Origin of the sequence: Rhodococcus sp. H29-C3 (genome assembly GCF_030063405.1) — a bacterium.
Taxonomy (GTDB): Bacteria; Actinomycetota; Actinomycetes; order Mycobacteriales; family Mycobacteriaceae; genus Rhodococcoides.
In genome coordinates, this window is sequence record NZ_JASITC010000005.1 from 296,624 (window position 1) to 322,915 (window position 26,292).

Genomic DNA, 26,292 nt, shown 5'->3' on the forward strand with positions numbered 1-26,292 from the left:
GTGCGTTGTCGGTCTCTTCGTCGACGTGGTGTCGACTCGCCCGGTTCGGCCCAGAAGTCATGTGGTGAACAGTAGTCAACGTTGCAACGGATATTCTTTTCGTGTGTCCGTAACCGAACTGGTCCGAAATGAATCTGGACACCTTTGTCGGCGTATCGGCATCAGGGACTCGGCGGTATGAGCGAACCCCTGGCTCCCGGCCCGAATCTGCCACACAGCAACTCGAGCACCGGGAACGTCGAACCTGCTCCCATCGTCAATATCGCCAACATTTTGACGATGCTTCGAATTGCTCTCGTTCCGGTGTTTCTCGCCGTGCTCTTCGTCGGAGACGGTCACGACAGCGGATGGCGAATAGCCGCGACGGTGGTATTTGCGGTCGCGGCGATCACCGACCGGATCGACGGGCAGCTCGCCCGCAAATACGGGTTGGTCACCGATTTCGGAAAGATTGCGGATCCGATCGCAGACAAGGCGCTGATCGGTGCAGCACTCGTCGGACTGTCGATCCTCGGAGACCTGCCCTGGTGGGTGACCGTGGTCATCGCGGCACGCGAAGTGGGCATCACACTCGTCAGATTCGCGGTGATCCGGCACGGCGTGATCCCGGCAGGACGCGGTGGCAAGGTCAAGACTTTGGTACAGAGTTTTGCGATCGGAATGTATCTCCTGCCCTTGCCCGACGAGATGCGAGGGGTATCCATCGCGCTGATGGGCCTGGCGGTGTTCTTGACTGTCTACACCGGACTCGACTACGTGGTCCAGGCCATTCGCCTGCGCCGGCGGGTGAAGTCGTGACCGATCCGCTCGTCGACGGGTCGGGACGGACACGAGGTGGGGACGGTCTTCGTCGCAGTCGCGGGTCCCGAGGGGACTCAGGTGCATAACCTCCGACTGTCGGGCGACCGTTGGACGATCCGACGCGATACAGTGCGTAGTGCGATCTCGGAGCCGTTTCGACGGGTGAGCCTGCGCGGCGACGTATAGGGTCGGGAACCAATCGGGCCCCACCCAGCGTTGTAGCTGAAGATGGTCGATGTAGCTGAAAACGAACGAGACATGGATTCGAACGACATGGATTCGAACGAGGAGGAGCGAGATGGCGCTGCTATTGCGTGAAGCACTCGGCGACAGTCTGCGGCGCACTCGCGTTGCACAGAGTCGCACACTGCGCGAGGTCTCGAACACCGCGCGCGTGAGCCTCGGATATCTGTCGGAAGTCGAACGTGGCAGGAAAGAGGCATCGAGCGAACTGCTGGCCGCCATCTGCACCGCGTTGGCGGTTCCGTTGTCCGACGTGATGAGCGACGTCAGTGACTCGCTGCTCGTGTCCACTGGCCCCGCCTCGACGGCCGACGGCACCGGGCTTCCTATCGCCGACAACGGGCCGAAGAAGAGCGGTAGCGGGTCGCCACGTATTGCGGGTGAGACTCGCGTCGTCATCCCAGCGCCCGCACGTGCACTCGCAGCAGCCTGACGCAGGATAGCCGCAACCAGTATCCTTTTCGACACGTGCATGTTCACCCACTACGCGTGTAACGCGGCGCCAAAGATGGAGGCAGGATCAACCCATGGCTAATCCTTTCGTCAAAGCCTGGAAGTACATGATGGCGCTCTTCAATTCCAAGATCGACGAGAAGGCCGACCCCAAGGTTCAGATTCAGCAGGCAATCGAGGATGCGCAGCGGCAGCACCAGGCGCTGTCCCAGCAGGCGGCCTCGGTTATCGGCAACCAGCGTCAGCTGGAGATGAAGCTGAGCCGTCAGCTCGACGAGGTCGAGAAGCTGAATGCGAACGCTCGCCAGGCAGTCACGCTTGCCGACCAGGCGTCCTCTGCAGGCGATATCGACAAAGCGACGCAGTACACTAATGCTGCCGAGGCATTCGCAGCTCAGCTCGTCACTGCCGAGCAGGGTGTCGAGGACCTCAAGGTCCTACACGACCAGTCTTTGCAGGCCGCATCGCAGGCGAAGAAGGCCGTGGAGCAAAATGCGATGGCTCTGCAGGCCAAGGTGGCCGAGCGTACAAAATTGCTCAGCCAGCTCGAGCAGGCGAAGATGCAGGAGAAGGTCAGCGAATCACTCCGATCGATGGACAGCACGCTGTCCGCGCCCGGTAATACCCCGAGCCTCGATGCAGTTCGCGACAAGATCGAACGTCGCTACGCGGATGCCCTCGGCTCGGCCGAACTGGCGCAGAACACTGTGTCGGGTCGGATGATGGAGGTGCAGCAGGCGTCGGTTCAGATGGCCGGGCACAGCCGTCTGGAGCAGATCCGTGCTTCGATGGCAGGTGACGCACTCCCGTCCGGCAACGCGACGGGAACATCCAAGCCGTCGATCGCCAAGTCACCCAATGCAACCCCGGAACCACCTGCGCAGCACTGACGCGTAGAGGACTTGGATCTGCAAGTATGACGAAACAACACCATGGTCGACCACCTACGTGGTCGGCCATGTCTGTTTCCAGCACGATCTCGGCCGCCAAGGATGCTGCGGACTCGGCACGCCGCATCGGCGAGTCCGTCGTCGAGGCTGCAAGTAAATGGAACGATCCTCGTCAGAAGCAAATTCGGCGAGTTCGTCGAGCGCGCCGTCGTGGATCGTGGTTCGGCGGAGCCACCGGCGCTTCCGCGCTGTCGACAGCCGGGCTTGCCGTGGCGTCTGCGCCGGAATGGACCATGATCGCGGCCGGCGGCGGAGCCGCCCTTCTCGCCGTACCCACCGTTTTTGCCATCACCCGATACAAGCAGTTGAAGGCTGAGCCACTCCCGGCCCGCAAGCCGGGGAAGAGCATGCTTCCCGCGCGGCACTCGTCGGCCTACACGGCGATGAACCGCCTTGCAGGTGCACAACGGAGCCTGTACGAGTTGACCGGAGTTCTGCAGAGGTCCGATTCGATCGCCTCCGAGGACATTCTGGACACCACCGAGGTCGCCTACGCTGCGGCCGCTGCGTTGACGGACATGGCAACCGACATGGTCGCGATGGAGCGTGCAGCGGAGTCCAACACACGAGCCGGCATCCATCTGACCAGCTCGATCAGCGGCGCTGCCGCGGAACTCGAAGCCGGTGTGGACCAATACGAGGAGCTCGTAGAAGCAGCCGCGCGGCTGACCTCTCCGACGGGAATGCCGTCGAGTGCGGTCGCTACCCGGCGCGCAGAGCTTTCCTCCGCTACGGACAAACTCCAGGGCTGGGCCTTCGCGCTGGAGGAACTAGCCGAGATCCGGCGCCGTCACTCCTGAACAGGACCATGTCGGGGTCATCACCCATCTTTCCCTGATCTCGTTGCCGACCCGGTGATTTCGTCTATCCGGCATGTCAGGATCGGTATCGACTCAAGTGAAAGGGAGATGAAAGAAATGTTCTGGAAAATCCTCGGCATCATCGTGCTGGTGTGGCTTGCATTCGCAGTTTTCGGAGCAGTGATCAAAGGACTGTTCGCGATAACCGTCGCGGGCGCCATCGTCTTCGGGTTGTACTGGTTGTTCAAGGCAGTGACCGGCCAGGAAAATCGAGACTTGACCAAACTCTAGATCGGCGGCGACGAGCTGGGTAGCTCGACAGTCCGGCCGCCGGACATGAACTACAATTTTGCACATCGATGACGTGTGCAACCCGGGTCCGGTGCACTGTTCGGTGAATGCGTTGGATCGGCCTACGAATCGCGGACATGAACGGGGTGCAGGAGTGAGCCAGCAGACCGAACTGGGCGAGATCTCCGCCGATGACATCGCCATTTTCTCGGTCGAAGATCAGGTGCTCGACGCTGCTCGCTCGTGCATTCTCGAATACGGGGTCCGCCGAACTACTCTCGCCGAGATCGCCCGTCGGGCAAAAGTCAGCAGGCCGACCGTCTACCGGCGTTGGTCCGACACCCGAGCGGTCGTCTCCAGCCTGCTGACCCGCGAGATCGGTGCCGTGATGCCAAGGTTCGATCCCGCTGCCTCTGCCCGGAGGCAGATCACGTCCTCTGTCTCGGCGGTGGCCGACGGCATACGTATCCATCCACTATTCGTAAAAATTCTTCGTTCCGATCCCGAAATCCTCGCGACGTACATCCTGCATCGCCTCGGCAAGAGCCAATCGCTGATCATCGACGGTTTGGTGCCCATCATCGAAGGTGGCCAACGGGACTCGTCTATTCGCGATGGCCTGCCGAGCCATATGGCGACCGTGTTGCTGTTGATGGTCCAGTCCGCTGTGCAGTCGGCAGAGATGGTGTCGGGTCGGATCCCGGGTGACGATCTGGTCGCCGAGTTCGCCTACGCCGTCGACTCGTACCTGCGTCCGCTCGATCGGTGAAGCCCGACGTCGACTCGGCTTCGAGCAGGCAGGTATTCGTCGATCACGTAGGTATGGCACTCTGAGCGGCGTGCGAGTAGCTGTGGTAGCCGGCCCCGACCCAGGGCATGCCTTTCCCGCTATTGCGCTGTGCCACTTGTTCGCCTCCGCAGGTGATGTGCCGATACTGTTCACCGGTTCGAGGTGGATCGACGCGGCCACCGCCGTGGGTATCGACACCCGGTTGCTCAAAGGCCTGACACCACGGCCCGAGGACGACGATATGGATGCAGGCCAGCGGATTCATTCGCGGGCAGCCTTCATCTCCACCGAACTATTGCCGGATCTGCAGAATGCCGACGTCGATCTGGTTGTATCCGACATCCTTACCGCCGGAGGCGGGTTGGCCGCCGAACGGCTCGGCATCCCGTGGGTCGAATTGTCACCGCATCCGTTGTACGCACCGTCGAAGGGATTGCCTCCGATCGGGAGCGGCCTTGCCCCGGGGACAGGTGTTCGGGGTCGTTTACGTGACACGTTGATGCGAGCTGCGACCGGCAGATCCATAGCCCAGGGAAAGTCCCAACGCGGAGCCGCACGTGTCGGGGTCGGCTTGCCTGTCGAAGATCCGGGGCCCGCTGCACGTCTGATCGCCACCATTCCCGCCCTGGAGGTTCCGAGGCCGGACTGGCCGATCGAGGCACACGTCGTCGGACCCCTGTTGTGGGAGCCGACAACAGAAGTCCTGCCGATTCCGCCTGGCGACGGTCCTGTGGTCATGGTGGCTCCTTCGACTGCGTTCACCGGCGCCCAGGGAATGCTCGAGGCGACCGTGGAAGGCCTTGCGGGAAGCGGGGTGCGGTTGGTCGCCTCGATGCTCGACGAGCCCCCGGCCGAACTACCGAACTGGGCTACAGCGGGGCTCGGCCGGCAGGACCATCTCCTTGACCACGCAGACGTCGTCGTATGTGGGTCCGGGCACGGGTTGTTGGCGAAGGCACTGATCCACGGAGTCCCCGTCGTCGCGATCCCCGGTGGCGGAGACCAATGGGAACTGGCCAATCGCGCGGCACGGCAGGGGAGCGCGGTCATTGTTCGCCCGCCGACCCCTGGAGCAATCGCGGACGCCGTCCTCCGTGTGCTCGGGGGCGAAAGTTTCACCGACGCTGCACGCTCGGCTTCGGCGAGTGCCGCCGACGTGGAGGATCCCGTAGAGGTGTGCCGCGACGTTCTGCGGTGACGCGTCCTCGGTTACGGTTGTCCGGTGCGATTGACCGAGTTCCAGGAGTTGCTAGTCGAGGAGTTCGGCCGGATGCGTGGTGACTCGATGCTGGTCGATCACGTCATCACTGGTCTTAACGGTATGACGGGAGCGGAAGCGATCGAAGCAGGTGTCGATCCCCGCGATGTATGGCGTGCGCTGTGTAGTGAATTCGACGTGCCCAAATCCCGGTGGTGATTCTCCCCGGCGTGTCCGGGAGCCGCCTGATGCAATCGAACAGGTGTTCCCCTATGCTGATGTCATTCGGTTACACAGCGGTCTCGGGCAGTTCTTGTCGGTACCCAGCTCTACCGTTACCGACAACACTCTCAACGAGACCACGCTGTCACAGACCACACTGAGGAGATCACGATGGCTGCATACGATCGCGACAAAGCACTCGATCTCGCACTTGCGCAGATCGACAAGAATTTCGGTAAGGGATCGGTGATGCGCCTCGGCGACGAGGTCCGCCAACCTATTGCTGTCATCCCCACCGGTTCCATTGCTCTGGACGTCGCGCTCGGTATCGGTGGGCTGCCGCGTGGCCGTGTCGTCGAGGTCTACGGCCCGGAGTCCTCAGGTAAGACGACTGTCGCGTTGCATGCAGTGGCCAGTGCTCAGCGTGCCGGCGGAATCGCTGCCTTCATCGACGCTGAGCACGCACTCGATCCTGACTACGCGCAGAAGCTCGGTGTCGATACCGACGCATTGCTCGTCTCGCAGCCGGATACGGGTGAACAAGCACTCGAAATTGCGGACATGCTGGTTCGTTCGGGCGCTCTCGACATCGTGGTCATCGACTCGGTGGCCGCTCTTGTCCCCCGAGCCGAGATCGAAGGCGAAATGGGTGACAGTCACGTCGGTCTTCAGGCCCGACTGATGAGCCAAGCGCTACGCAAGATGACCGGTGCCATGAGCAACTCCGGCACCACGGTCATCTTCATCAACCAGCTGCGCGAAAAGATCGGCGTCATGTTCGGCTCACCCGAAACTACGACGGGTGGCAAGGCTCTCAAGTTCTATGCCTCCATCCGCCTCGATATCCGGCGCATCGAGACGCTCAAGGACGGCACCGAGGCAATCGGTAACCGCACCCGCGTCAAGGTCGTCAAGAACAAGGTTGCGCCCCCGTTCAAGCAAGCAGAATTCGACATCATCTACGGCAAGGGCATCAGCCGCGAAGGTTCGCTCATCGACATGGGCGTCGAGCACGGATTCATCCGCAAGTCGGGATCTTGGTTCACTTACGACGGGGATCAGCTGGGGCAGGGCAAGGAGAACGCCCGCAAGTTCATGCTCGAGAATCCCGATATCCGTGACGAGATCGAGAAGAAGATCATGGAGAAGCTGCAGATCGGTGCCGACGTCACAGCAGTCGATGACGAGAAGGCTGCTCCGGTCGAGTTCTGACACGGGTGACCCGCTGTGAAACAGCGATCCGAACAAGAACAGGAAACCGACGGTGGGGGCACCGAAGCGCAGGCGAAAGATGTCTGCCTTCGGCTCCTCACCGATCGTGCGCGAAGCCGACACGAACTCGAGACTCGCCTGAGCAAGAAGGGGTTCAGTCCGGAAGTCGCGGATGCAGTCCTGAAGAGGTTGGAAGCCGCGAACCTTGTGGACGACCAGGCCTTTGCGGAGCAGTGGGTGCATTCACGCCATACCTACTCGGGCAAAGGCAAGCGGGCCCTGAGCGTCGAGCTGCGCGCCAAAGGTGTCAGCAATGAGGATGCTCTCAACGCGCTCGATCAAATAGACACCGAGGACGAGCGTGTCCGGGCAACCGAACTTGTTCACAAGCGTTGCCGCAATCTGACAGTGCCTGATGGATCCGGTGCTGAGGCCCGTGCCGAACGAGACAAGATTGCACGAAAACTAGTCGGAATGCTCGCTCGGCGTGGCTATTCGGCAGGAATGGCGTACGCAATCGTGAAAGCCGAGCTTGCGCGGATCGGGACCGAGGACTCGAACGCTGATCATTTCGATACCCAAGACTTCGACGGTGACGAGTTCGGGTGATCGTCCACCCGAACTCGTCACCGTCGATACAGAAGAAGCCCGCAACACCGAAACGTGTTGCGGGCTTCTTCTCTCGGTCCGAGACCGGCCGGTCCAGTGGCCAGCGCGGTCCAACAATTCAGGCTGCGCCTGCGGGACCCCCGCCGAAGTCCGACGCTGCGAGGACAGTCCCACCTGTCTTCCGCTTCTTCTGACGCAATCGACGCTCGACAACCGTTGCCAGCTTGGTGAGTAGCGAGTTGATAGCGATCATGATGACCGCAACGAGGACGAGCGAGGGAAGGTAATTGCCATAGAACGCACCGACCTGCTGACCGGCTCGCACCACTTCGACGTAGCCGATGATGTAGCCCAACGCCGAATCCTTCAGTGCAACCACCATCTGCGAGATGATCGCCGGCAGCATCGCTGTGATCGCCTGAGGTAGCAAGATGATCCGCATGACTTGGTTCTTGCGCATGCCCAAAGCATCGGCCGCTTCGGTTTGCCCCTTCGGGAGCGAATTGACACCGGCACGAACGATTTCGGCGATGACAGAGCCGTTGTAGAGCGTAAGACCGGTCACCACTGCAGCCAGAGCGAGGTAACTGACTTTGAAAACTTGGTACTCGGCATAGACCGCGTACAAGAAGATCATCAGAATCAGCACCGGAACTGCGCGGAAAAGTTCGACGAGCACACCGCTGACGATGCGGATGGCGCGATGGTCGGACAATCTTCCGATACCGAGAACAGCGCCGAGGACCAACGCGAAGACGATCGAGATCGCCGCCGCGATCAGAGTTCCCTTGACGCCGGGAAGTAGATACGTAGTCCACGTGCTGGCAGTGACGAACGGATCCCATTTGTCAGCTGTCAGCTGACCTTTGGAGTCGAGTGCCAAGTAGATGAGATACGCGATGCCCAGAGAGACGAGCAGAACGGCACCGGAGAGGATCCGGTACCTCAGTTTCGCCTTGGGCCCCGGGACGTCGTAGAGAACAGCTACAGCATCACTCATCACTTCACCGCCAATCGCTTGCTTAGGTACCCGAACAGGAGTCCGGTCGGAAGCGTCAGGACGACGAAGCCGAGCGCAAAGATTCCACCGACGACGAAGATCGCAGCTTCGTTCTCGATCATCGTCTTCATCAGCAGAGATGCTTCCGCGACACCGATCACGGAGGCGATGGTCGTGTTCTTGGTCAACGCGATCAACACACTGCCCAGCGGTGCGATGACGGCGCGGAATGCCTGGGGGAGAACGACGATCGTGATGTTCTGGGTGAACGTCATGCCCAGAGAACGGCCAGCTTCCGCCTGGCCGACGGGCACGGTGTTGATGCCGGACCTCAACGACTCTGCGACGAACGACGCGGTGTAGACGCTCAGGCCGAGAACCGCGAGCCTGATGTTGTTGTCCACCAAAAATGTCGGCGAATTCTCCGGAGCAAGATTGACACCCATCGTCTGATACAAGCCGAACGAGGTGAACAGGATGATCAGCGTCAATGGAGTGTTACGAAAGATCGTGACGTAAGCGACCGCGATGCCGCGTGCGACAGGGATAGGCGAAACGCGCATCGCCGCGATGATCGTGCCGAGGATCAATGCACCCACGGCGGACAGAACCGTCAGCTTGATCGTCATGATGAACGCGTCGACGAGTTGATCGCCGTACTTGCTCAATAAGTTCAATGGAGGAATGTCCTATCGGCGTGGGCGGTTCGACCGGCGTCGGGGCGGCGAGCTATTCGAACTGCAGTTGCCCGGGCCCCGACGTCGGCGAGCGTCAGTAGCGGTCGACGGTCGGCGGTGCCGGAAGCGGGTAACCGGAAGGTCCTACGGTCTCCTCGAACGCAGTCTTCCATGCCCCGCTGGACACCATCTCCTCGATGGCGTCGTTGATCTTGTTACGTCCTTCGGTGTCGTCCTTGGACAAGCCGATTCCGTAGTTCTCGGTGGTGAAAGGCTCACCGACAACCTTCAATTCGCCCGGGTACTGGGCGGCGTAGCCGGCGAGGATGATGTCGTCGGTCGTCACTGCGTCGACGGCACCGTTACGCAGGGCTTCCACACACGCCGAGTATGTGTCGAACGGCTGTAGCTGAACGCCGGGGTACTCGTCGGCGATGTTCTGTGCAGGCGTCGACCCGGTGACCGAGCACAGCTTCTTACCGCCGCTGAGTGAATCGGGCCCGGTGATGTCGGTATTGCCGTCGGCAACCAGCAGAGACTGGCCGGCGACGAAGTACGGTCCGGCGAAGCCGACCTTCTCCTTGCGCGTATCGGTGATCGAGTAGGTAGCGACGATGTAGTCGACCTCACCGTTCTGGATCAGCGTCTCTCGCTGAGCCGACGGGGATTCTTTGAACTCGATGTTCTCTTCCGACACTCCGAGCTGGCCCGCAACGTACTTGGCCACCTCCACGTCGAAGCCGCTGAAGGAACCATCCGGGTTGCGGAGGCCCAGACCGGGCTGATCGAATTTGATGCCGACGATCAGGTTGCCGTTCTCAGCACTACTGCTGACGTTGCGGGCTTCTTCGCCCCCGCCACAGGCGGTAGCGACGACGGCAAGTGCGGCGATGCCGACCCCTAGACGGATCGAGCGAGTGATTCTCACTGGTTAATCCTCCATGTTGATTTCACGTGTTGTTACGTGCGACGAGAGCGTGGCGAGAAAGAGCAATTTTCGGTCAGTGACCGAGAATCTTGCCTAAGAAGTCCTTGGCGCGTTCGGATTTCGGTGCGGTGAAGAAGCTGTCGGGGTCGGTGTCCTCGACGACTGCGCCATCGGCCATGAAGATGACACGGTCACCGGCTTTGCGCGCGAATCCCATCTCGTGGGTGACGACGAGCATCGTCATGCCCTCCTTGGCCAAAGATGTCATCACGTCGAGAACTTCGTTGACCATTTCGGGATCGAGAGCGGACGTCGGCTCGTCGAACAACATCACTTTGGGGTTCATGGCGAGTGAGCGAGCAATCGCCACCCGTTGCTGCTGTCCGCCGGAAAGCTGAGCCGGATACTTGTCGGCCTGATTTGCAATACCAACACGTTCGAGCAGCGCCTGGGCCGACTTACGTGCCTCGTCCTTCTTGAGCTTGCGCACTTTGAGAGGCGCGAGCATGACGTTCTCGAGGATGGTCTTGTGCGCGAAAAGGTTGAACGACTGGAAGACCATCCCGACGTCGGCGCGAAGCGCGGCGAGCGCTTTGCCTTCGGCAGGAAGGATCGAGCCGTCGACCTCGATGGAACCGGAGTCGATGGGTTCGAGTCGGTTGATCGTTCGGCACAACGTCGATTTCCCGGACCCGGACGGTCCGACCACAATGACGACCTGGCCGGTAGGGACCTCGAGGTTGATGTCCTTGAGGACGTGCAGATCACCGAAATGCTTGTCTACCGATTTCAGGGAGATCATGGAGGGTCGGTCGGCAACTGCTCCGGAAGCCGGCGCGTCGGTGGCATGCGTCATAGGGCAGAACCTTATTCGTAGTTTGGTCGTCGACAACGCCGTTAACGCAACATTCTTCGATTATGTAATGGAAACTTTACTGTCGGTGCACTCAGGCCGAGGAGACGGATCGAGAAAGTGGCGTATCCCCGGCGACGGACGGTCGCGCCGGGCCGTACCCTGGCAGTGTGGAAACGAGTGACCAGATGACCCAGAGGAGCTACGAGGTCCGCACGCACGGGTGCCAGATGAACGTGCACGACTCGGAGAGACTGGCAGGTCTGCTCGAAGAGGCGGGCTATGTGCCGGCCGATGTAGGTTCCGATGCCGATCTCGTGGTCTTCAACACCTGCGCTGTTCGAGAGAACGCGGACAACAAGCTGTACGGAAATCTGGGCATGCTTCGGCCCGCCAAGACGCGCAATCCCCGTATGCAGATTGCGGTCGGTGGCTGCTTGGCACAGAAGGACCGCGACACGGTCGTCAAGAAGGCCCCGTGGGTGGACGTGGTGTTCGGGACCCACAACATCGGCTCGCTTCCGGTCCTGCTCGAGCGGGCTCGACACAACAACGAAGCTCAGGTCGAGATTCTCGAATCTCTGGAGGCTTTTCCGTCGACTCTGCCGGCGAAGCGTGAGTCCCCGTACGCGGGTTGGGTATCGATTTCGGTGGGCTGTAACAACACCTGCACGTTCTGCATCGTCCCTGCGCTGCGCGGCAAGGAGATCGACCGCTCACCCGGAGACATTCTTGCGGAGGTGCAGGCACTCGTAGACCAAGGCGTTCTCGAAGTGACCCTGCTCGGCCAAAATGTCAATGCCTATGGGGCTTCGTTCGCGGACCCGGCACTCCCACGTGACCGCGGCGCGTTCGCCGCACTGTTGAAGGCTTGCGGCGAGATCGAAGGCCTCGAGCGGGTGCGCTTCACCTCGCCGCATCCGGCCGAGTTCACCGACGACGTAATCGATGCGATGGCCACCACACCGAACGTCTGCCCGACGTTGCACATGCCGTTGCAGTCGGGTTCGGACCGAGTTCTCAAAGCGATGCGGCGGTCGTATCGGCAGAGCAAGTTTCTCGGGATCATCGACAAGGTACGTGAAGTGATGCCGCACGCGGCGATCACTACCGACATCATCGTCGGATTCCCCGGTGAGACGGAGGAGGACTTCGAGCAGACTCTCGAGGTCATGCGCCGTGCGAAGTTCGCGAACGCGTACACCTTTCAGTACTCCAAGCGCCCCGGCACACCGGCTGCTGACATGGAGGATCAGATACCCAAGGCGATTGTTCAGGAGCGCTATCTACGGCTCATCGCGCTGCAGGAGGAGATCGTCCTCGAATCCAACCGCGAACTCATCGGGACCGAAGTGGAACTGCTGGTCGCGACCGGCGAGGGTCGCAAGAATGCCGCCACACATCGCAAAAGTGGTCGTGCCAGGGACGGGCGACTCGTTCACTTCCGAGCCGAGGACCACCAGATCGCCGCCATCAGACCCGGTGACGTCGTCACCACGACGATCACCGCGGCCGCTCCTTACCATCTCATCGCCGACACCGGCGTTGTCTCGCACCGTCGCACCACTGCCGGTGATGCGTACGAACGCGGAATACTCCCGAAGACGGCCCCCATCGGCGTCGGGTTGGGCCTGCCGGCTGTCGGCGTCCCGGCTCCAGCGCCCGTAGTGACAGGATGCAGCGCATGACCAAGTCGAGGCCCAGCAGCGAAGACGGCAGCGCACCCGATTACGACACCGCGGAACGAAAGATCGATTCGGAGATCGACCCGGGAGCACGGGCGGTGGTGGTCGCCGTACTGGTTCTCGTGCTGCTGTTCACTTTCGTGTTGCCACATGCCGGATCTGCTACAGGACTCGACGTCCTGTCCGGCAGTGACAAAGGGCTCGGCGAATCCATCGCGTTGCCGTCCCGGATCTTCGTTGGGTTCGTTGCAGTGTTCGGCGTGTTGCTCTCGGTCCTCGCCCTCGTCACCAGGGTGTGGGCGCTCGCGTGGATAGCGCTCAGCGGCTGCGCCGTGGCGTCGGTATTCGGAATGCTGTCGATCTGGTCCAGGCAGACACTGCCGACTGACTCTACGGGCGGTGGACCCGGAATCGGTCTCATCATCGCGTGGATCGCGGTTGTCGTGCTGACGTTCCAGTGGCTGAAGGCCGTGTGGAACAAAACCAACGCGCAGTTGGCCGCACAAGAACGTCGCCGCGTCGCCGCGGCCGAGAACGAGCAGAACTCACGGTGGGGCGGACCCATTCTCGGGCGTCCGACCGACCGTAAGCTCTGACCTCGTCCTTCCATCTGGACTAGCTCACCAGAGGGCAGCTCCTACATCTCGCCGACGGCGCCCTCTGCCGCTTCGGCCCACTCCCGCCATTGCTGCGCTTGCTCGAGCGCACGCTTGGCGTCCTTGTCCTTGCCTGCCGCTCGAGCTTTGGCGGCCTGCTCTTCGAACTGAGCGACGCGCTCGCGGAACTGAGCAGCACGGGCCAACGCCTCCGGATCGGTGCGTCGCCACTGTGAGTCCACCGCGTCCCGAACCGACTTTTCCAGGGCGCGTAAGCGACCTTCGAGTTCCTGCATCTTCTCTCGCGGAACCTTGCCCAGTGCGTCCCACTTTTCTTGAAGATCACGCAGAGCCGCACGCGCCCCATCGAGGTCGCTACTCGGATTTATGTTGCCGTATTTTGCAAGCAGTTCTTCTTTCGCGGTCGCATTCGATTCGAATTCCGCGTCACGCTCGGACGCCGCAGAATTGCGCGCAGCGAAGAACACATCCTGGGCAGCTTTGAAGTCCTTCCACAGCGCGTCGTCGGCATCGCGAGGCGCGCGGCCGGCAGCTTTCCAGTCGACGAGTAGATCGCGGAATGCGGCGGCCGTGGGACCCCAATCGGTCGACGACGAGAGTGCCTGAGCCTGCTCGACCAGTTCTTCCTTGCGAGTTTTCGCGGCACCTCGCTCGCGATCGAGATCGGCGAAGTGAGCGCCTCTACGTCGATTGAAGTTCTCGCGGGCTTTCGAGTAGCGCTTCCACAGAGCATCGTCGACCTTGCGATCTACTCCGCGGATCGTTTTCCACTCGTCGAGAATTTCTCGCAGACGGTCGCCGGCATTTTTCCATTGCGTGGATTCGCTACCGATCTGCTCGGCCTCGGTTGCCAACTCCTCCTTGCGGGAGGTGTGTGCGGCGCGCTCGATCTCCTTCTCTTGCTTCGCGACGGCTGCAGCGGCCTCAGAGTGCTCGACGACGATCTCCAGGCGGACGTGCAGGCCAGCGATGTCGCCGATTACTGCGGCTGTCGGAAGTGTTTCGAGCAAGGCCAAGGCCGCTGCCTTCGTCTTCTTCGCATCTCCGGAACCCGCAGTGAGCCTGGCTTCGAGCAAAGCCACCTCGGTGGAAAGGTCGTCGTAGCGCCGTCCGAAGTGTGCGAGACCTTCGGCAGCGTCTCCGGCCTGCCACGATCCGATCTGTCGTTCGCCGTCCGCGGTCTTCACCCAGGCCGTACCGTCGTCGTCCACTCGGCCGAACTTGTTGGGATCGCTCGGCGGCGCGATCGTCGGGACGACAGACGGGACGTGGGAGGACACCGGATGAGGTTTGGCAACCTCGCCGTCGAGCCTTGGTTTGGGTGCTCCCGGTTTCGGACCGCCAGGCTTGGGTGCCCCGGGTTTGGGGGCACTCGGTGTTGGGGCGGTCGGTGTTGGGGCCGTTGGGGCCGTCGCTCCAGATGTCTGGGCGGGCTGCTCGGTGGATCCGCTGGTGGTGTCGCCAAGATCGGACATTGTTCCTCATCTCTGCCGCGCGTCACGGCTGCCTCTATCGCGCTGAAAGTCACGGTGGACCACTCCGACTATCCGGTGCCACCGTCGACGCAGTAGACACCATGGACACTCGATGCCTTCCGTGTTCACCATTCAAACAGGTCAGACGCTTCTACGCGTCGCCGTCCGTCATTTCGCTGCCGTGTCGGTGGTGCTTGGATACGAGCGACTAGCGTTGGCGCCGTGTTGTCTGCAGTAGCCATCGTGCCGTCGCCCCCAATTCTGGTTCCCGAACTGACCGGACGCTCGGTCACGGAAGCGCTCGCGGTTCGAGCCGCAACCCTCGAAGCCGGTGGCATGCTGGGTGCGCTCGCGAACCGATGGATTGCGCTGGGTGTGCACGAAAAAGCCCGTACCGTTCCTTCTGACTCACGTGGAAGCTTCGCCGCTTACGGCGTCGATGTGAAAGTCGCGTTCTCACCCGCTGACGTTACGACGGAGATCGATTCGACCATTCCCTTGGCCGCGCTGGTAGCGGGGTGGATTCGGGACCACAGTGCCCCGTGCGCGGTTGTCGATGTGCACCTGGTGGGGCTCGACACATCGAGTGAGAGCTGTGTGAGCATCGGCCGCGAACTTCGGAAGTCGATGGATGACAGCGCGGAGCCGTGGGGATTGCTGGTGGTGGCCGACGGGTCGACGATGCTGACGGCGAAGGCCCCCGGATCCTTCGACCCACGCGCGGAAGAGGTACAGACCCAGATCGATGATGCACTGGCAAACGCCGATGTAGATGCGCTCGCCGGACTCGATCGACAGTTGTGTGCCGGCGTCGGCGTGGAAGGCACTGCTGCGTGGCAGACCCTGGCAGGGATCGTGGGTGACGGCGAGGCGCGGCCGAGGACTCTCTACCGAGGCGCGCCTTTCGGCGTCGGATATTTCGTCGGTACGTGGGAGTCGTTGTCTGGGGAGTCGTTGTGAGGGTGCCGATCGCCGTGATCGGCCCAACCGCGACCGGGAAGTCCGATCTGGGCCTCGATCTGGCCGAGACATTGGACGGTGAGATCGTCAACATCGACGCCATGCAGCAATACCGCGGAATGGACATAGGCACTGCAAAACTGCCGTTGGGCGAGCGGCGCGGCATCACGCACCATGCACTCGATGTCCTCGATGTGACCGAGACAGCCACAGTCGCGAGATATCAGGATGCCGCGGCCTTGGAGGTGGACGCCATCTTGGCGCGCGACCGTGTTCCCATCATCGTCGGAGGTTCGATGATGTACGTCCAATCCTTGCTGGACGAGTGGGCGTTCCCGGCCACCGATCCGCAGGTCCGGGCGAAATGGGAGCAGATCCTGGCGGACGGCGGAACCGACGCGGTGTATCGAGCGCTCGAAGAACGAGACCCCGAAGCCGCCGCATCGATCCTGGCCACCGACGGCCGTCGGCTCGTCCGTGCTTTGGAGGTAGTCGAGATCACCGGTAAGCCTTTCGCCGCGTCCGCGCCGAAGATCGGAAAACCGCGCTGGGGGACGAAACTTCTCGGTGTCGACCGCGACACGACCGAATTGGACGAGCGCATCGCGCGCAGGACGGACCTGATGTTTTCTGCCGGCCTGGTCGGGGAGGTCGAACACCTCGTCGACATCGGCTTGCGTGAAGGGGTCACTGCTCCGCGCGCGATCGGGTACGCCCAGGTACTCGACTACCTCGCGGGGGAGTGCGATCTGGATTTCGCGCGCGAACGGACTTTCATCGGAACTCGCCGCTATGTCCGTCGTCAGAGATCGTGGTTCCGTCGGGATCCGCGCGTCGACTGGCTCGATGGCGCCGATCCTGCTCTGCGCGACTCGGCGCTGGCCATCGTCGGAGGTTAGAATCAGCGCACCCGTAGACTTCGCGCTATGCATTTCGCCAAAGGCCACGGAACGCAGAACGACTTTCTCGTGCTGCACGATCCTGATGTCGAGATCGAGCTACTTCGTGTCCGCGTGACGGCCCTGTGTGATCGCAGACAGGGCCTCGGAGCAGACGGCGTACTACGGGTCTCACGCGCAGGGCGTCTTCGCGAGGCAGGCGTTCTCGACCGCCTGCCCTCAGGCGTCGGGCCCACGGACTGGTTCATGGACTACCGAAACGCTGACGGCAGTATCGCCGAGATGTGCGGCAACGGCGTTCGGGTATTTGCGCACTACCTGCGTGCGAACGGCCTCGAATCGAACGATCGTTTCGTAGTCGGTTCCAGGGCTGGCGCGCGACCGGTCACGGTGCACGCTTTCGATGACACCAGCGCAGACGTCACCGTCGGCATGGGCGAAGTCCGCTTGATGGGTGCCAGCAGTACGACCCTCGGCGGTCATCAGTACGACGGCATCGGAATCGACGTCGGAAATCCCCACCTGGCATGCGTTGACCCGGCCGCCGACATCGCTTCACTACGTGCGCTCGATCTGTCGACACCGCCGGAACTGGACGGCGGTTTCTTCACCGCGGGGGCAAACGTCGAAATCCTCACCCGCCTGCAATCCGGTCGTGTCGACATGCGAGTTTTCGAGCGCGGGGTAGGGGAGACGCGTTCGTGCGGGACCGGCACGGTGGCAGCAGCAGCGGCAGCGTTGTCGTACGAGGGTCTCGACTCGGGTCGGGTGGTGGTAGGTGTGCCGGGAGGCGAAGTGACGGTGTCGATCGATGACGAGGGCGCATCGCTTCGCGGGCCGTCTGTGCTGTTGGCGAACGGCACCATCGATGACCAGTGGTGGCGCGAGCGTGCGTGAATCTCATGTGCATGCGCTGGTGATTTAGTGGATCATTGACGGTGTATGACCAACACACATCGAATCGATAGCGATTCCGACTCGAGGAATGACGATATAACGGATTCAGAACAGCAGGATTCAGTGAAGCAGAACCTCGCTGCGCAGCATTCCTCTGGGCCGGACACGGCTGAGCGCGACACTACTGAGTCTGCCGCCCCGCAGGACAGTGGAGCAGAGCAAAGCTCGTCGTGGACTCGGCAGGAGTCCGATGCCTGGTCGCGTCGACTCGCCCGATCACCGCTCCCCGCTGACGAGTCTTCTCCGTCCGCTGGAGACATGCAGCTCGAAGAACGCACTGCATTGCGTCGTGTGGCAGGTTTGTCTACCGAGCTCGAGGACGTCACCGAGGTCGAGTACCGGCAGTTGCGGCTCGAACGAGTCGTCTTGGTCGGCGTGTGGACCAGCGGCACCGCAGCGCAGGCGGAATCCAGTATGGCGGAGCTGGCTGCGTTGGCCGAAACTGCAGGATCAGAGGTACTGGAAGCGCTCGTGCAGCGACGCGACAAGCCCGATGCGGCGACCTACATCGGTTCCGGTAAGGCCAAAGAGGTCCGCGATGTCGTCGTGGCGACAGGCGCCGACACCGTGGTCTGTGACGGTGAATTGACCCCGGCTCAGCTCAATGCACTGGAGAAGGTCGTCAAGGTCAAGGTCATCGACCGGACGGCGTTGATCCTCGACATCTTCGCTCAGCACGCAACCTCCCGCGAGGGCAAGGCGCAGGTGGCCTTCGCACAGATGGAGTACATGCTTCCTCGGCTTCGCGGCTGGGGCGAGTCCATGTCCCGGCAGGCTGGTGGTCGGGCGGGAAGCAATGGCGGGGTAGGGCTTCGTGGTCCCGGTGAGACGAAGATCGAAACCGACAGGCGACGCATTCGTGAGCGTATGGCCAAGCTTCGGCGGGAGATCAAGGGCATGAAGCAGGCTCGCGACACCAAGCGTGAGCGTCGCCTCGAGAGCACTGTGCCGTCCATCGCGATCGTCGGGTACACGAACGCAGGCAAGTCGAGTGTTCTCAACGCACTTACCGGTTCGGGTGTGCTCGTACAGAACGCACTGTTCGCCACCCTCGACCCGACCTCTCGCAGGTCGACGCTCGAAGACGGCCGCGCGATCGTGCTCACCGACACGGTCGGATTCGTGCGACATCTGCCGACCCAACTGGTGGAAGCCTTCCGTTCGACTTTGGAGGAAGTGACGGACGCCGATCTGTTGCTGCACGTGGTCGACGGTTCCGATCCGCTTCCCGTGGACCAGATCACCGCAGTTCGCGAAGTGATCATGGACGTCGTCAAGGAACGTGAGTCCAAGATGCCGCCGGAACTGATCGTGGTCAACAAGATCGATGCCGCAGATCCGGTGCAGTTGACCCAGCTTCGTGGGTTGTTCCCGGGAGCGCGCTTCGTATCTGCACGGACGGGCGAGGGAATCGAAGAACTGCGTGATCATCTCGGAGACGTCCTTGCCTGGCCGGAAGCCCAGGTCGACGTACTGGTGCCGTATACGCGTGGCGATCTCGTCGCTCGGATCCACACCGAAGGCCGGATCACACACTCTTCGCACGAGGCCGAGGGCACACGCGTCGAGGCTCGGGTGCCTACGGCGCTTGCCTCGGTGCTCGCCGAGTTCGCCGTCGGCGCTGCAGTAGCACCTGCCTGAGTCGATGCGATCGATTGTGGTTGCAGGGGCGCTCACGTGTGTACTTCTCGGGGCCGCACCGGCGAGTGCGGCACCCGAGGTTCGCAGCGTGCAGTTCGAAACATATTGCAGCCCCGTGGATCCGGGTCTCGAAGAGCTTTCCGGTCTGACCTCGATCGACGGTGTGCTCTATGCGATCGGCGACAGCGGTACCGATCATCGGCTGGCTGTGCTCGATGAGCAATGTGCAGTCGCCCGTTGGATCGACGTTCCTGTCGATCCCTACGATGTCGAAGACCTTGCCTCTCACGGTGGACGCCTGTGGCTCTCGGACACCGGGGACAATCGCGCGCGCCGCGACACCGTCGCGATCACCGGCATGGACCCCTCGACCGGTGCGGGTGAACTGCATCGTCTGACGTATCCGGACGGGCCACACGACGCGGAGACTCTGCTGATCGAGCCGTCGGGACGGCCGATCGTGGTGACCAAGGAGCTTTCCGGAGTCAGCGGGATCTACGTCCCTGTCGGCGACACCACCGTCGATCGGTTGCCTTCACCCGGTCCGACGCCACTGCAGAAGGTCGGCGAGTTGACCTTCCAGCGCACCGCAACTCCCGGTGGTCCGCCCTTCGTCACTGGTTCGATTTTGGCCACCGGAGGGGCGATCAGTGCTGACGGCACCGTCGTCGCGGTCCGAACGTACAACGATGTCTACCTGTTCGGTGTCCACGACGGCGATATCGTGGAGGCCCTCGGCAGCGATCGTGTCGTTGTCGCGGCACCCCAGCAACCCCAGGGTGAGGCGCTTGCCTTCGATTTGGATGGAAACCTTCTCGTCGCATCGGAGGCAGTTGTGTCAGGGGCAGTCGCGTCGGGGGCAGCGGCTGTTCCGCTACCCCCTATCCAGATGCTTCGTGGTGCAACCGATCTGGTGGTCGCCGAACGTACCGATACACAACTCGCGACGGCCGGCGCCGAGTCCGAATCGAAGAGCCGATGGGTACTCGGTGCGATGGCCGTCGCGGGTGTTCTCGTTCTGTTGTCGGTCGCCTACGGCGTCAGGACTGCACGCCGCAGGTGACGCGACAGGACGTCAGGCGTCCAGATCTGCGGCGACCAGCGCCACGATCTTGTCGAGTGTTGCTTGATCCTCGCTCTCGACGACGACCTCGGTCCCTTTGGTGGCGCCGAGGGTCATGATCATCAGCGCGGATCCGGCGTCGACCGGCTCCTGGTCTTCGACCGCCAGGGTGACGTCGACGCCTGCTTCGGCAACGGCGTCGGCGATGAGAGCTGCGGGGCGAGCGTGCAGGCCGATGGACGATCCGACGGTGACTGTGGTGCTGGGCATGAAGTGCTCCTTGGTTGTGTGTAGCGAGGGTGGTCGATCAGGCTGTGACGAGATCGGGGTCGAGCTCTGCCTCGGTGGGAGAGTTCTTGCCCTTGACGAACTGCTTCGCAGCGATAACCAGCACTGCCGAGACGATCGTGCCTGCAGCCAGGGCGGCAAGGAACCACAGGATCCCGCCGACGGCGAAGAATACGAAGATTCCACCGTGTGGCGCACTGAGCGTTACGTCCATGGCCATGATCAGTGCGCCTGTGACCGCTCCACCTGCCATCATCGATGGGATGACGCGCAGCGGGTCTGCTGCGGCAAACGGAATGGCGCCCTCGGAGATGAATGCAGCACCGAGGAACCAGGCAGCCTTACCGTTTTCACGTTCCGCCTCGGTGAAGATCTTGGGGCGGACAGCCGACGCCAGGGCAAGAGCAAGAGGGGGGACCATTCCTGCCGCCATCACTGCGGCCATGATGCGAAGCGATGCGGTGTCGGTAACGGACAGACCTGCGGTAGCGAACGCGTAAGCAGCTTTGTTGACCGGTCCGCCTAGGTCGAAGCACATCATGAGTCCGAGGATGATGCCGAGGATGATGATCGAGCTGCCGGTCAGACCGTTGAGCCAGTTGGTCAGTCCGCTGGTGATGGCGGCAAGGGGCTTGCCGAGCACGAGGAACATGATGCCGCCGACGATCAACGTGGCGAACAGCGGAATGATGACGACGGGCATGAGTCCGCGGAGAACCGTCGGGATCTTCCACCTGCTGATCCACAGTGCGACGAAGCCCGCGATCAAACCGCCGACGAGACCACCGATGAAGCCCGCACCGACCAGCACGGCCACAGCGCCTGCCGTGAAGCCCGGCGCCAGACCGGGTCTGTCGGCGATGGCATACGAGATGTAGCCGGCGAGTGCAGGCACCAGGAAGCTGAACGACAGGGCGCCGATCTGGAACAGCACTGCGCCGAGATAGGCGGTCAGCCCGCCGGTGGGAAGCGAGGTGAGGGAGTTGTTGACGACGATGTCCTCGGCGACATCCTTGATCTCGTATCCACCCAGCAGGAAGCCGAGAGCGATCAGCAGACCACCCGCCGCGACGAACGGAATCATATAACTGACGCCGGTCAACAGGATCTGTCGGATGCGTGTGCCCCAGCCCAGTTCTCCTGCGCCGGTGCCGGCCGATCCTGCTGCTGCCGCGGTTCCGGAAACACGTGCCGCATCGGGATTTTCGGCGGCGCGCAATGCCTCGGTCACCATGACGTCGGGTTCGTTGATCGCGCGCTTGACACCCGAGGATACGACGGGCTTGCCCGCGAATCGTTCTTTGCCCTTGACGCCGACATCGGTGGCGAAGATGACGGCCTCGGCGCCCTCGATCAGAGCCGGATCGAGGGCAGTGCTCCCGCTCGATCCCTGCGTCTCCACATTCACGGTGACTCCAGCGCGCTCACCGGCGGCGACAAGAGAGTCAGCGGCCATGTAAGTGTGGGCAATTCCGGTGGGACATGCCGTCACCGCCACGATGTGCTTGGCAGTAGAAGTGGCCGCCGGCGCCGAGGCTTCTGGACCGGAAGGTGCCGCAGCCTTCGCGGGAGTCTTTGCAGGGGCCTTTGCCGCCGGGTTGATGACGCCCTCTACCAGCGCGACGATGCCGGCCGGCGAAGGGGCGTCTCGAAGCGCGGTGACGAACTCTGGCTTGACCAGGGCGCGAGCCAGACTGGAGAGCAGCTTCATATGGGCTGAGCCGGCACCCGCGGGGGCGGCGATCAGGAACACCAGGTCTGCAGGACCGTCGGGTGCTCCGAAGTCGACCTTGGGATCGAGCCGTGCGAAACCGAGGGATGCCGAGGTGACTGCCTCTGTACGGCAGTGTGGGATGGCGATCCCGCCTGGTAGGCCGGTAGCAGACTGAGCCTCGCGAGCCAGGGCGGCTTCGCGGAGCGGGGCCGCATCGGTGGCACGACCGGCTGTGGCAAGTAGCTCCGAGAGTCGTTCGATGACAGCATCTTTGGAGGCACCGAGATCGGCATCGAGGAGGATGAGCTCCTCCGCGATGATCGCGGGATCGCTGGTTGGTGTTGACATGACTTCGCTCCTAGGAGTGTGTCGACGAACGGGTGGGGGATGAGGTCGGGGGGGTAGGCGAGCTGGTAGGCGGTGAATCGAGCGCCCGTACCGTCACCGATTCAGGGTGCGCTTGCTCGGGCGTCGGCAACGTTGTGCCGGGCAGAGCGGTAGCCGCTGTGCCGTAGGCAACGGCTCGGCGGAGCTTGTCCGCACCCGAGCATCGTTCGATATCGGCGAGGATGTAGCCGGCAAGCGAGGAATCGCCCGCCCCCACTGTGCTGAGGGCGTCGATCCGAGGTGGGGTCGCGAACCATGCGCCCTCGGCGGAGACGAGTACTGCTCCCGCGCTGCCGAGCGTCGCGAGCACCGCGCCGACTCCGCGTTCGAGGAGTATCCGGCAGGCGGTGACGGTGGCCGTCGGATCGCCTGCCGCCGCAGCGCGTTCCAAGTCTTCGGCATTCGCTCCGGTGAGTTGAGCCAGCTCCTCGGAGTTCGGCTTCACCAGGTCCGGAGCCGAGTCGGGGAACGAAGCAGCGAGCGCGAGGAGCGGTGCGTCGGAAGTATCGACGGCTACCTTCGACGGTGTATCGCGGAGCGCCTGCACGATGCTCGCGTACCAGTCGGTGGGGATGCCGGGTGGGAGCGATCCGGACAGTACAACCCATGCGGCGTCCCGGCCAAGATCGAGAACAGCGTCGAACAATTCCTCCCGAGTGTCGACGGTCAGAGATGCTCCAGGTTCGTTGATCTTGGTCGTAGTTCCACCTGGTTCGCTGATGGTGATGTTGGTTCGAGCCTGCCCGCTCGTCGGTACAGCGCAGTAACGGACGCCTTTCGTCGCCAACGCGGAGAGGAGCGGATCCGTCGGCGCTGCAGGTAGGACGGCCATCGCCTGCACTCCGGACGAGGTCAGGACCCGGGCCACGTTGACGCCTTTTCCTCCTGGATCGCTGACCGATGCCCGCGCTCGATACACCCCGCCGCGGACGAGTTCGGAGTCGAGCACGACTGTCCGGTCGATGCTCGGATTGGCTGTCAGTGTGACGATCATGCGATCACGACCTCGATTCCGTTGTCGGTCAAACTCTTACGATCGATCTCGTCGATCTCGTCGTCGGTTATCAGAACGTCGATGTTGTCCAGGCGACCGAAGCTGACGAGGTGCTCGCGGCCGATCTTGGATGAATCCGACAGCACGACGACATGGTTTGCGGTGCGCACCATCGCTCGTTTCACGGCGGCCTCGTCACTGTCGGGCGTGGACAACCCGTGCCCCACACTGAGTGCGTTGGTCCCGATGAATGCCACATCGACGCGCAGCCATTCCAACGCCGACAACGTTTCCTCGCCCACGGCAGCCTGTGTCGTGCCGCGGACTCGACCGCCGAGAACACGAAGACTCACCCCCGTCAGTGGTGCGACACGAGCAGCGATGGGAATCGAATTGGTGATGAGTGTCAGCTCGCGTTCGTTGCCGAGAAGGGCGGCGAGTCGACCGGTGGTGGTTCCGGCATCGAACACGGCGCTACCGCCGTTGAGCGGGAGGTAGGCGAGGGCTGCGGCCGCTATTGCGTCCTTCTGCTCGGCCCGCGTGTACTCGCGCTCGCCGACGCCCGGTTCGGCGGCGGTCAAGGCCGACGCCGGAACTGCTCCACCGTGGACCCTTCGGACAACCCCGAGGCGGTCGAGGACGGCAAGGTCGCGTCGAACGGTCTCGGTCGTCACGCCGTATGTGGTCGACAGATCTGCAACGGAAACTCGACCGCGGTTGCTGATCACCTCGGCGATTGCTTGCTGGCGCTCTTCTGCGTACACCTGCGCCTCCCTCCGAACTATTGTTGGTTTATGTTGTTTTACGCCCGTATGTGTTGACATGTCAAGAGCAAAGAGTAATCTCAGTCACATCAGAGGTAGTTCTACGAGTTACACCACACTTGTTCCAGAAACCGAGGAGGACGCATGACGGGATCGCTTCGAGCCGATACGCAAGAAGGTGTCACGGCTGCAGGAGAAGCCCTGACGTTGTCGGGCTCGTCGGTTCTGCATGGAACGCCGGTAGTCCCGGGTGTCGGGTACGGCCCGGTCATCCGCCCGGGCAAGCGTCCGGACGTCCCGGTCGACACGACTGTCGTCGACGAGGCGGAACGAGGAACCGAACTCGAACGATTCCGTTCGAGCGCGGCGAATGTTTCGGCGAGACTGCGCGCACGTGCGGAACTGGCGACCGGAGCAGCGTCGGAAGTGCTCTCGGCAAATGCGGCGATGGCCCAGGATCGAGGCTGGATCGGCGCCGCCGAGAAACTTATCGGGAAGGGCGCTCTTGCCACCTCGGCAACCGTCGCCGCAACCGAGCAGTTCATCGCAATGTTCACCAAGCTCGGCGGCCTGATGGCCGAGCGCGTGACCGATCTCCGTGATATCCGCGACCGTGTCATCGCCGAAATACTGGGGATCCCCGAGCCGGGGGTTCCGACTCCCGAGACGCCCTCGGTACTCTTCGCCGACGATTTGGCGCCTGCTGACACGGCGGGACTCGACTCGCGTCTGGTTCTCGCACTGGCAACATCACTCGGTGGACCGACAAGCCACACCGCAATCATTGCGCGTCAGCTCGGCATCCCGTGCGTCGTGGCGGTCACGGGGCTCGACGACGTAGCCGAAGGTGCTCCCGCGCTGGTGAACGGAATCACCGGCGATATCGTGCTCGAGCCCGATGCGGCCCTCGCGAAAGCCTCGGTGGATTCGGCTCGAGCCGAACTGGATCGGGTGTCCCACTGGTCAGGGCCCGGAGTTACAGCAGACGGTCACCGAGTCGACATCTTTGCCAACGTTCAGGACGGCGCGGGAGCTCGCGCAGCGCGGAAGACTGCCGCCGACGGGATCGGACTCTTTCGCACCGAACTGTGCTTTCTGGACCGCGACTCGGAACCGACCGTCGATGAGCAGGCCGAGATCTATGGTCAAGTTCTCGATGCGTTCGCCGGGCACAAGGTTGTCGTTCGTACCCTCGACGCCGGATCGGACAAGCCCCTACGTTTCGCCAATCATCCGGACGAGGCAAACCCCGCACTGGGTATTCGTGGCATCCGAATCGCCGAGCAGGACAGAGGAATTCTTTATCGTCAGCTCGACGGGATCGCTGCGGCTGCTGCAGCAACCAATTCGAAGCCTTGGGTGATGGCACCGATGATTGCCACCGCGGCCGAAGCCGCCGCGTTCGCCGCCGACGTCCGCGAGAGGGGTTTGACTCCGGGCGTCATGATCGAGGTCCCGGCCGCGGCGCTGCTCGCCGAGCACATTCTCGAGCATGTGGAGTTTCTGTCGATCGGAACGAACGATCTGGCGCAATACACCATGGCTGCCGATCGGATGTCCTCCCAACTCGCATCGCTCACCGATCCGTGGCAGCCGGCGGTCATCACGTTGGTCGCCCACACCGCGAAGGCCGGTATGGCAGTGGGCAAGCCGGTTGGAGTGTGCGGAGAGGCCGCTGCCGACCCTCTGCTGGCGTGTGTACTGGTCGGCCTGGGTGTCACGTCTCTGTCCGCTGCGTCGGCTGCAGTTGCACACGTAGGGGCGAAACTGTCCACGGTCACGCTCGAGCAATGCCGGCGCGCGGCCGCGGCCCCGTCGTAG

The 26,292-nt window shown here is 62.5% G+C and carries 28 protein-coding genes; 19 read left to right on the top strand and 9 right to left on the bottom strand.

Annotation, left to right across the window (positions count from 1 at the left end):
• Positions 1 to 177: 177 nt before the first annotated feature.
• The 11 genes from pgsA to QMK32_RS14455 all read left to right on the top strand — a co-directional run bounded on the left by pgsA (position 178) and on the right by QMK32_RS14455 (position 7,569).
• On the top strand, positions 178 to 798 hold the full coding sequence (gene pgsA / locus QMK32_RS14405) for a CDP-diacylglycerol--glycerol-3-phosphate 3-phosphatidyltransferase (RefSeq protein WP_283475715.1): 621 nt from the start codon (positions 178 to 180) through the stop codon (positions 796 to 798).
• A gap of 3 nt (positions 799 to 801) precedes the next feature.
• The gene (locus tag QMK32_RS14410; protein ID WP_283475872.1) at positions 802 to 987 is read left to right on the top strand and encodes a CinA family protein; all 186 of its coding nucleotides are present in this window, start codon (positions 802 to 804) and stop codon (positions 985 to 987) included.
• A gap of 112 nt (positions 988 to 1,099) precedes the next feature.
• Positions 1,100 to 1,477: a helix-turn-helix domain-containing protein gene (locus QMK32_RS14415; protein ID WP_283475716.1), complete on the top strand. Its 378-nt coding sequence runs from the start codon at positions 1,100 to 1,102 to the stop codon at positions 1,475 to 1,477.
• A 94-nt stretch (positions 1,478 to 1,571) separates the two neighbouring features.
• Positions 1,572 to 2,387 (top strand): PspA/IM30 family protein, encoded by an 816-nt coding sequence (locus QMK32_RS14420; RefSeq protein WP_269303648.1) that lies wholly within the window; start codon positions 1,572 to 1,574, stop codon positions 2,385 to 2,387.
• Between the two features lie 68 nt (positions 2,388 to 2,455).
• Positions 2,456 to 3,247, top strand: coding sequence for a phage shock envelope stress response protein PspM (gene pspM / locus QMK32_RS14425; RefSeq protein WP_283475717.1), 792 nt, complete (start codon positions 2,456 to 2,458; stop codon positions 3,245 to 3,247).
• Positions 3,248 to 3,364: 117 nt separating this feature from the next.
• Entirely contained in the window at positions 3,365 to 3,538 is a 174-nt protein-coding gene (locus QMK32_RS14430) for a hypothetical protein (RefSeq protein ID WP_283475718.1), read from the top strand.
• Positions 3,539 to 3,692: 154 nt separating this feature from the next.
• On the top strand, positions 3,693 to 4,307 hold the full coding sequence (locus tag QMK32_RS14435; RefSeq protein WP_283475719.1) for a TetR/AcrR family transcriptional regulator: 615 nt from the start codon (positions 3,693 to 3,695) through the stop codon (positions 4,305 to 4,307).
• A 70-nt stretch (positions 4,308 to 4,377) separates the two neighbouring features.
• Entirely contained in the window at positions 4,378 to 5,526 is a 1,149-nt protein-coding gene (locus QMK32_RS14440; RefSeq protein ID WP_283475720.1) for a glycosyltransferase, read from the top strand.
• A 24-nt stretch (positions 5,527 to 5,550) separates the two neighbouring features.
• The gene (locus QMK32_RS14445) at positions 5,551 to 5,745 is read left to right on the top strand and encodes a DUF3046 domain-containing protein (protein ID WP_084348687.1); all 195 of its coding nucleotides are present in this window, start codon (positions 5,551 to 5,553) and stop codon (positions 5,743 to 5,745) included.
• 174 nt (positions 5,746 to 5,919) lie between these two features.
• Positions 5,920 to 6,960 carry a recombinase RecA gene (recA, locus tag QMK32_RS14450; protein ID WP_136169197.1) on the top strand — a complete coding sequence of 347 codons (1,041 nt, stop codon included), beginning with the start codon at positions 5,920 to 5,922 and terminating at the stop codon, positions 6,958 to 6,960.
• A gap of 15 nt (positions 6,961 to 6,975) precedes the next feature.
• Positions 6,976 to 7,569, top strand: a complete 594-nt coding sequence (locus tag QMK32_RS14455) for a regulatory protein RecX (protein ID WP_283475721.1) — start codon at positions 6,976 to 6,978, stop codon at positions 7,567 to 7,569.
• Between the two features lie 118 nt (positions 7,570 to 7,687).
• On the opposite strand, the gene QMK32_RS14460 is transcribed toward QMK32_RS14455, so the two are convergent.
• The 4 genes from QMK32_RS14460 to QMK32_RS14475 form a co-directional block, all read right to left on the bottom strand.
• Positions 7,688 to 8,569: an amino acid ABC transporter permease gene (locus QMK32_RS14460; RefSeq protein WP_269303661.1), complete on the bottom strand. Its 882-nt coding sequence runs from the start codon at positions 8,567 to 8,569 to the stop codon at positions 7,688 to 7,690.
• Positions 8,569 to 9,246, bottom strand: a complete 678-nt coding sequence (locus QMK32_RS14465; RefSeq protein ID WP_136169194.1) for an amino acid ABC transporter permease — start codon at positions 9,244 to 9,246, stop codon at positions 8,569 to 8,571. Before QMK32_RS14465 ends, QMK32_RS14460 begins: the two co-directional genes overlap by 1 nt.
• Before the next feature lie 94 nt (positions 9,247 to 9,340).
• On the bottom strand, positions 9,341 to 10,174 hold the full coding sequence (locus QMK32_RS14470; protein ID WP_269303664.1) for a glutamate ABC transporter substrate-binding protein: 834 nt from the start codon (positions 10,172 to 10,174) through the stop codon (positions 9,341 to 9,343).
• Between the two features lie 73 nt (positions 10,175 to 10,247).
• Positions 10,248 to 10,976, bottom strand: a complete 729-nt coding sequence (locus QMK32_RS14475; protein WP_283475874.1) for an amino acid ABC transporter ATP-binding protein — start codon at positions 10,974 to 10,976, stop codon at positions 10,248 to 10,250.
• A gap of 221 nt (positions 10,977 to 11,197) precedes the next feature.
• Between QMK32_RS14475 and miaB the strand changes: the two genes are divergently transcribed.
• Complete coding sequence (gene miaB / locus QMK32_RS14480) at positions 11,198 to 12,715, top strand: tRNA (N6-isopentenyl adenosine(37)-C2)-methylthiotransferase MiaB (protein ID WP_283475722.1); 1,518 nt, start codon at positions 11,198 to 11,200, stop codon at positions 12,713 to 12,715.
• Positions 12,703 to 13,308 (top strand): Rv2732c family membrane protein, encoded by a 606-nt coding sequence (locus QMK32_RS14485; RefSeq protein WP_502943611.1) that lies wholly within the window; start codon positions 12,703 to 12,705, stop codon positions 13,306 to 13,308. The genes miaB and QMK32_RS14485 overlap by 13 nt, the downstream gene beginning before the upstream one ends.
• Before the next feature lie 41 nt (positions 13,309 to 13,349).
• Here the strand turns inward: QMK32_RS14485 and QMK32_RS14490 are convergent, their stop codons facing one another.
• Positions 13,350 to 14,804 carry a DUF349 domain-containing protein gene (locus QMK32_RS14490; RefSeq protein WP_283475724.1) on the bottom strand — a complete coding sequence of 485 codons (1,455 nt, stop codon included), beginning with the start codon at positions 14,802 to 14,804 and terminating at the stop codon, positions 13,350 to 13,352.
• Positions 14,805 to 15,026: 222 nt separating this feature from the next.
• Between QMK32_RS14490 and QMK32_RS14495 the strand changes: the two genes are divergently transcribed.
• From QMK32_RS14495 to QMK32_RS14515, 5 genes are read left to right on the top strand one after another with little or no spacing between them, the layout of a single operon-like run.
• Entirely contained in the window at positions 15,027 to 15,764 is a 738-nt protein-coding gene (locus tag QMK32_RS14495) for a class III extradiol dioxygenase subunit B-like domain-containing protein (RefSeq protein ID WP_283475725.1), read from the top strand.
• Positions 15,761 to 16,663, top strand: coding sequence for a tRNA (adenosine(37)-N6)-dimethylallyltransferase MiaA (miaA, locus tag QMK32_RS14500; protein ID WP_283475726.1), 903 nt, complete (start codon positions 15,761 to 15,763; stop codon positions 16,661 to 16,663). The genes QMK32_RS14495 and miaA overlap by 4 nt, the downstream gene beginning before the upstream one ends.
• A 27-nt stretch (positions 16,664 to 16,690) precedes the next feature.
• Positions 16,691 to 17,560 (top strand): diaminopimelate epimerase, encoded by an 870-nt coding sequence (gene dapF, locus QMK32_RS14505; protein WP_283475727.1) that lies wholly within the window; start codon positions 16,691 to 16,693, stop codon positions 17,558 to 17,560.
• Positions 17,561 to 17,605: 45 nt separating this feature from the next.
• Positions 17,606 to 19,261, top strand: coding sequence for a GTPase HflX (gene hflX, locus QMK32_RS14510; RefSeq protein ID WP_283475728.1), 1,656 nt, complete (start codon positions 17,606 to 17,608; stop codon positions 19,259 to 19,261).
• 4 nt (positions 19,262 to 19,265) lie between these two features.
• Positions 19,266 to 20,324, top strand: coding sequence for a hypothetical protein (locus QMK32_RS14515; protein ID WP_283475729.1), 1,059 nt, complete (start codon positions 19,266 to 19,268; stop codon positions 20,322 to 20,324).
• Positions 20,325 to 20,336: 12 nt separating this feature from the next.
• Here the strand turns inward: QMK32_RS14515 and QMK32_RS14520 are convergent, their stop codons facing one another.
• The 4 genes from QMK32_RS14520 to QMK32_RS14535 are packed head-to-tail and all read right to left on the bottom strand — an operon-like array spanning position 20,337 to position 24,471.
• Positions 20,337 to 20,594 (bottom strand): HPr family phosphocarrier protein, encoded by a 258-nt coding sequence (locus QMK32_RS14520; protein ID WP_269303677.1) that lies wholly within the window; start codon positions 20,592 to 20,594, stop codon positions 20,337 to 20,339.
• Positions 20,595 to 20,631: 37 nt separating this feature from the next.
• Positions 20,632 to 22,674: a PTS fructose transporter subunit IIABC gene (locus tag QMK32_RS14525; RefSeq protein ID WP_283475730.1), complete on the bottom strand. Its 2,043-nt coding sequence runs from the start codon at positions 22,672 to 22,674 to the stop codon at positions 20,632 to 20,634.
• A 10-nt stretch (positions 22,675 to 22,684) separates the two neighbouring features.
• Positions 22,685 to 23,707, bottom strand: a complete 1,023-nt coding sequence (locus tag QMK32_RS14530) for a 1-phosphofructokinase family hexose kinase (RefSeq protein WP_283475731.1) — start codon at positions 23,705 to 23,707, stop codon at positions 22,685 to 22,687.
• Positions 23,704 to 24,471, bottom strand: coding sequence for a DeoR/GlpR family DNA-binding transcription regulator (locus tag QMK32_RS14535; RefSeq protein ID WP_283475732.1), 768 nt, complete (start codon positions 24,469 to 24,471; stop codon positions 23,704 to 23,706). Before QMK32_RS14535 ends, QMK32_RS14530 begins: the two co-directional genes overlap by 4 nt.
• Before the next feature lie 144 nt (positions 24,472 to 24,615).
• On the opposite strand from QMK32_RS14535, the gene ptsP reads away from it, so the two are divergent.
• Complete coding sequence (gene ptsP, locus QMK32_RS14540) at positions 24,616 to 26,292, top strand: phosphoenolpyruvate--protein phosphotransferase (protein WP_283475733.1); 1,677 nt, start codon at positions 24,616 to 24,618, stop codon at positions 26,290 to 26,292.